This is a genomic window from uncultured Cetobacterium sp., from assembly GCF_947039425.1.
Classification (GTDB): Bacteria; Fusobacteriota; Fusobacteriia; order Fusobacteriales; family Fusobacteriaceae; genus Cetobacterium_A.
This window is the reverse complement of sequence record NZ_CAMQYW010000119.1, coordinates 1-5,515: the sequence shown is the minus strand read 5'-3', so window position 1 is coordinate 5,515 and position 5,515 is coordinate 1. Positions and strand designations below refer to the sequence as shown.

Annotated in this window: 6 protein-coding genes; 5 read left to right on the top strand and 1 reads right to left on the bottom strand. The window is 22.0% G+C overall.

Translation table 11 applies throughout. The annotated features are described in order from the left end of the window. Nucleotides 1–194: 194 nt before the first annotated feature. Entirely contained in the window at nucleotides 195–698 is a 504-nt protein-coding gene (locus Q0V09_RS07065) for an Mn2+dependent serine/threonine protein kinase (RefSeq protein WP_297487922.1), read from the bottom strand. 133 nt (nucleotides 699–831) lie between these two features. On the opposite strand from Q0V09_RS07065, the gene Q0V09_RS07060 reads away from it, so the two are divergent. From Q0V09_RS07060 to Q0V09_RS07040, 5 genes are read left to right on the top strand one after another with little or no spacing between them, the layout of a single operon-like run. Continuing rightward, on the top strand, nucleotides 832–1,923 hold the full coding sequence (locus tag Q0V09_RS07060) for a glycosyltransferase family 9 protein (RefSeq protein ID WP_297487919.1): 1,092 nt from the start codon (nucleotides 832–834) through the stop codon (nucleotides 1,921–1,923). Then, nucleotides 1,917–2,633 carry a lipopolysaccharide core heptose(II) kinase RfaY gene (locus Q0V09_RS07055; protein ID WP_297487916.1) on the top strand — a complete coding sequence of 239 codons (717 nt, stop codon included), beginning with the start codon at nucleotides 1,917–1,919 and terminating at the stop codon, nucleotides 2,631–2,633. Before Q0V09_RS07060 ends, Q0V09_RS07055 begins: the two co-directional genes overlap by 7 nt. After that, on the top strand, nucleotides 2,621–3,487 hold the full coding sequence (locus Q0V09_RS07050; protein ID WP_297487914.1) for a glycosyltransferase: 867 nt from the start codon (nucleotides 2,621–2,623) through the stop codon (nucleotides 3,485–3,487). Before Q0V09_RS07055 ends, Q0V09_RS07050 begins: the two co-directional genes overlap by 13 nt. 12 nt (nucleotides 3,488–3,499) lie before the next feature. Next, the gene (locus Q0V09_RS07045; RefSeq protein ID WP_297487911.1) at nucleotides 3,500–4,696 is read left to right on the top strand and encodes a glycosyltransferase family 4 protein; all 1,197 of its coding nucleotides are present in this window, start codon (nucleotides 3,500–3,502) and stop codon (nucleotides 4,694–4,696) included. Then, nucleotides 4,696–5,328 (top strand): acyltransferase, encoded by a 633-nt coding sequence (locus Q0V09_RS07040; protein ID WP_297487909.1) that lies wholly within the window; start codon nucleotides 4,696–4,698, stop codon nucleotides 5,326–5,328. Before Q0V09_RS07045 ends, Q0V09_RS07040 begins: the two co-directional genes overlap by 1 nt. Nucleotides 5,329–5,515 lie beyond the last annotated feature (187 nt).

Sequence of the window (5,515 nt, the reverse complement as noted above, 5' to 3'; positions counted from 1 at the left end):
GAGCGATAATACAGGTAGGGTCCATAGTTGTAAAAAATATTCCATTATTGCTTTAGCAGGTGGTAATCCATGTATACCTTTTAGGTTTAGAGAAAAAGAAGCATATGAAATATTAAAAAATGATAAAAGCATTTATAACTAATATTAAGATAAAAAAGGTTTAATTTCTTTAAAAGAAATCAAACCTTTTTTATTTACAATTTTTTAATTATTTCGTCAATAATCCAAGAATCTACTTTTGAATATAATCTTCTAATAGCTTCTTTTTTGTTTGAAAATATATAAGGTTTATAATCTTCTAAATCTAAAGCATATAGTTCATTTTCTTTAACAATAAAATTAAAAAGATTAAAATCTCCATAATATAAATTGTTGTTTAAAACTTTTGATACTAATTCAATATATCTATAAATGATTTCTTTGTTCTCTGGAAATTTATTTAAATAATCAAATAGAATATCCCCTTCTAATCTATTTGTAGTAACAGAATATTTAGTAAAATTTAAAATTTCAACTGTTTTAATATTTAATTTATTTAATCTTGTTGAAATATAAAAGAAATTTTCTCCAGGATATTTTCTAAATTTTAAAAAGAATTTAATCTTAGAACTAAATTTTGGCGAAAATGTTTTTAAATATGTATTATTTTTTGGATTAAAGAAAACAGAACTTCTTTTTCCAGAAACAATAGTTTGCATAAATCCCCACCCCCTTATGATGATATATTATATCATAAAATATTATTTTAATAGATAATAAAGAATTGAAAAAATAAAAAAAATAAAAATAAATATGTTATAATTTATGTAAACGTTTGGAGGGAAATATGAAATGATTAGAAAATTAAATAGAATCATTCAAGATTTTTTAAGACCAAAAAGACTTAGAATTGGAAAGTTATTATGGGATAAAAAAATAAAAAAAAATAAAAATTTAATAATTAATGAAAAGATTGAAATGACTAAAATAAAATCTATTATTTTTTTAAGATATGATGGGAAAATAGGAGATATGATAATAAGTACAATTATGTTTAGAGAAATAAAAAAAAAATATCCAAATATAAAAATAGGAGTTTTAACTAAAGGTGGAGCACTAGATATTATAAAATATAATAAAAATATAGATATTATTTATGAATATAAAAAAGGAAATGAAAAAAAATTAGGAAAAATGATTACTAAAGAAAATTATGATATTCTAATTGATTTTTCAGAAGTATTAAGAGTTAATCAAATGAAATTAATTAAGTTATGTAATGCAAAGATAAATGTAGGATTAAATAAAAAAGAATGGAATATTTTTGATATTTCATATGAAAAAAGTAGAAAAAAACATATTAGTAACGTATATAAAAATATACTTGGAATATTGAATATAAATAATCCAGATTTGAACTATAAGATAGTTATACCTTCGAAAATAGATGAAAAAATAAAATTACTAATAGGTGATGACACTAATATTATTGTGATTAATCCCTATGCAGCAAGTAAGCATAGAAGTTTATATAAAGAAAAAGTAATAGAAATTTGTAAGAAAATTAATAAAGAAAACAAATATAAGATATATCTTATAGGAGAAAAATCAAAAGAAAATGAAATAAATGAAATAACAAAGGACTTGGAAGGAAATGCTAGATATATTAAGTTAGATGGAATACTTGAAGTAGCTTCTCTTATAAAAAAATCTAATTTTATAATATCTCCAGATACATCAATAATTCATATAGCTGCAACATTTAAAAAGCCATTAGTAGGAATATATAGACAGGATACTGATGATAGTAATTCTATAGTTTGGGCTCCAAATTATAAGGAAGGGAAACAAATTTTTTCTAAAGATGTAGCTACATTAGGAGAAGAAAGTGATATTAATAAATTTGATATAAAAGAAATAGAAAGGATTTTTAATAAATGTTAAAAAAAATCAGATATGAAAAATATGAAATATTTAGTATAGATAGTAATTATTTACAATTAGGAATACAAATTGTAAATAAAAAATATAAAATTATAAAAAAACTTAAAGATACAAAACGTAATTTTGTAGCGATTATAGAAATAAATAATAAAAAATATGTTTTTAAAGAACCAAGAAATGAGTATAGAATTCCACAAAGAAAAATAATGACATTGTTAAAAAAGGGTGAAGCAGTTACAACATTAAAAAATATAAATAGGTTAAATAATGAAGGATTTAGTGATTTTGTAAAACCTTTATTGGCAATAACTAGTAGAAAATTTGGAATGATAGAATATTCTGGATTTTTAATGGAGTATTTTGAAGGAATAATTGATATAAATAAAAATTTAGAGTTTGTAAAACTTGTGAAAAAAATGCATAAAAATAGAGTTTATCACGGTGATTTTAATCCAGGTAATTTTTTAGTAAAAGATAATGTTGTTAAGATTATTGACACACAAGCTAAAAAAATGTTTTTTGGAAAATATAGAGCGCATTATGATATGCTTACTATGAAAATGGATTCGTACAAAGAGATGAAATACCCATATGAAAAAGATATTTTTTATTACTTTGCATTGGGAGTGAAAAAACTTAAAAGATTAAAATTTATAGAAAAGATAAAAGAAAAAAAGAAAAAATTGAGGGATAAAGGATGGAAAATATAAAAATATCAGTAATTGTACCTGTATATAATAGAATGGAACACTTAAGAGCACTTTTGATATGCTTATTAAATCAAACACAAATACCTAATGAATTAATAATAACAGATGATGGATCAAAGGAAAAAGTTCTTGACTATATTGGAGATTTAATAGATGAAGCTAAATTTAAAATAAAACATGTGTTTCAAGAAGATAAAGGGTTTAGAAAAACAAGAGCACTTAATAATGCTGTTAGAGAATCTAGTGGAGAAATATTGATTTTTTGTGATCAAGACCTTATTTTTCCAGATGATTATATAGAAAAAATGTTAAAAGAAAGTAAAAAAGGTATTTATTTAATGGGAAGAGCACATAATACAACAGAAGAAGAAAAAGACAAAATAATACTAGATTTGAATAATAGTAGAAACTATAATGATCTTTTAAAAAATATACCTGAACTTTATCTAGAAAATATGGAAAAACAGTATTATTCAGATAAAAAAAGAAGGATTTTTCAAAAATTTTTATTAAATAGAAGAGGAATTAGATTAGCTGGAATGACGTATGGAATATATAAAACTGATTATGAAAAAGTAAATGGTTATGATGAGAAGTATCAAGGGTGGGGATACGAGGATGATGATTTTGGAAATAGATTATGTGTTGCAGGAATAAAAGGAAAAGAAATAAAAACAGAAAAAATCCAACTTCATCTATATCATTATAATGATCCGAGTAAAAAACAAAGTTTAAATGAAGAGTATTATTATAAACAAAAAAATAAAATATTTAAAGATAGAAAATATTATTGCGAATTTGGACTAGATAATTCATACCACAATGATTTTATTAAAATTTTAAATTTAAAATAAAAAGGAAGATAAATGAAAAAAAAATTTGTTCATATATGTGAAGAGTTTGAATATACATGGATAGGGAAAGATAATGGAATGTTACCGATATATGCTTATGAGATTTTAGGTTATGATAGCGAAATAGTGACATGTAATTTAAAAAGAGATTTACCAGATGAAATAAGAGGAGTTAAAATAGTAAAAATTTCAAGATGGTTTAAAAATATGAAAAAATTTGCATCTTGGGTTATGTTTTTAAAAAGAATTCCGTTATATTTTTATATTTTAAAAAATGCAAAAAAGATAGATATTTTAATGTTATTTCATATAACAAAATGTAGTTATTGGAATGCATTTTTTTATAAAAAATTAAATCCGAATGGTAAAATATATGTGAAGGCTGATTTTAATTTGAAAGTTTATAATAAAGAAATAGAAAGAATACTAATGAAGCCAAAGACTTTAAGAGAATTTTTTAGAAAAAGAAAAGAAACAAAAGAATATGCTAAAAGAAAAAAATTAATAACAATGATTGATCTAATTAGTTATGAAACAGAAGAAGCTTTTAAAATTATGAAAGATGAATATGCAGGGATTTCTACGATAGGGAAAACAATACATATGCCAAATGGTTATGATAATTTATTTATTGAAAAAAACTTTAAAATTAAAGAGTTCCAAGAAAAAGAGAATATATTTTTAACTGTTGGAAGATTAGGAACAAAAGAAAAAAATACAGAATTTTTATTAAAAATTTTAGAGCAAGTTGAACTAAAAGATTGGAAATTTTATTTTATAGGTTCTATTGAAAATAATTTTCAAAAAAAAATTGATGACTTTTTTAAAAAATATCCTGAAAAGAAAAAGCAAGTTATTTTTACAGGAGAAATTAAAGAAAAAAAGCAATTAAACGAATATTATAATTGTTCTAAAGTTTTTGTACTGCCATCATTATGGGAAAGTTTTGGCATTGTTATGGTAGAAGCGATGGCTTTTAATAATTATATATTAACATCAAATACTTGTGCAGCAAAAGATATAACAAATGATGAAAGTGTAGGTGAAATATTTTCAATTGATAATTTAAAAGATTTAAAAGATAAATTAACAAATATAATAATTGAAAAAGTAGATTTAAAAGAAAAAGAAAAGTTTACACAAGAACATAAATATAAGTTTAAATATGAAAAACTTATAGTGAAAATAAAAATATTGGGTGATATTTGATGGGATATAAATATAAATTTAAATATTTAAAAGATAGAAGTTTAGTAAAGATAAAAGGAAAAAATATATTAGAGTGTTTTGGAAGAGTTAGATTGTCAAAAATTAAAATATCTGGGGAAAATAATATATTATTAATTGAAAAAGGAGCAAGAATAAATAAGAGTAAAATTTCAATTAATGGGAATAATAATAAAATTTTAATAAGGAAAAATTGTGATTTAAATAATTTGAATATTATTATGCACAATAAAGATGGAATAATTGAAATAGATGAAAATACGACATGTGGGAAAACTCAAATTGTATCATTAGAACCGTATGCAATAAAAATTGGGAAAAATTGTATGATATCTTATGATGTAGAAATAAGAAATACCGATTCTCATAAAATATTAGATTTGAACACAAATAAATGGATAAATAAAGGAAAAGAAGTTTTAATTGGAGATAATGTTTGGATTGCAACAAGAACAATTATTTTAAAGGGAAGTAAAATATTGAATGGATCTATAATAGGAGCATGTAGTATTGTAAGTAGTGAAATAAAAGAAAACTCTATAGCTGTTGGGTCGCCAGCAAAAATAACAAAAGGAAATGTTTATTGGAATAGAGAAAGCGTTATTCCAAAATAAAGGAGAGATTTATGAAGAAAAAGATAGGGTTTTGCATTGATTCTTTAGATATAGGAGGGGCAGAAAAATTATTAGTTGATATTATAAAAAATTTGAAAAAAGAAAATATATATGAAATAAGTTTAATTACAACCAAAAAAAGTGAAAGTAAATTTTATTTAGATATAAAAGATGATATTAATTATGA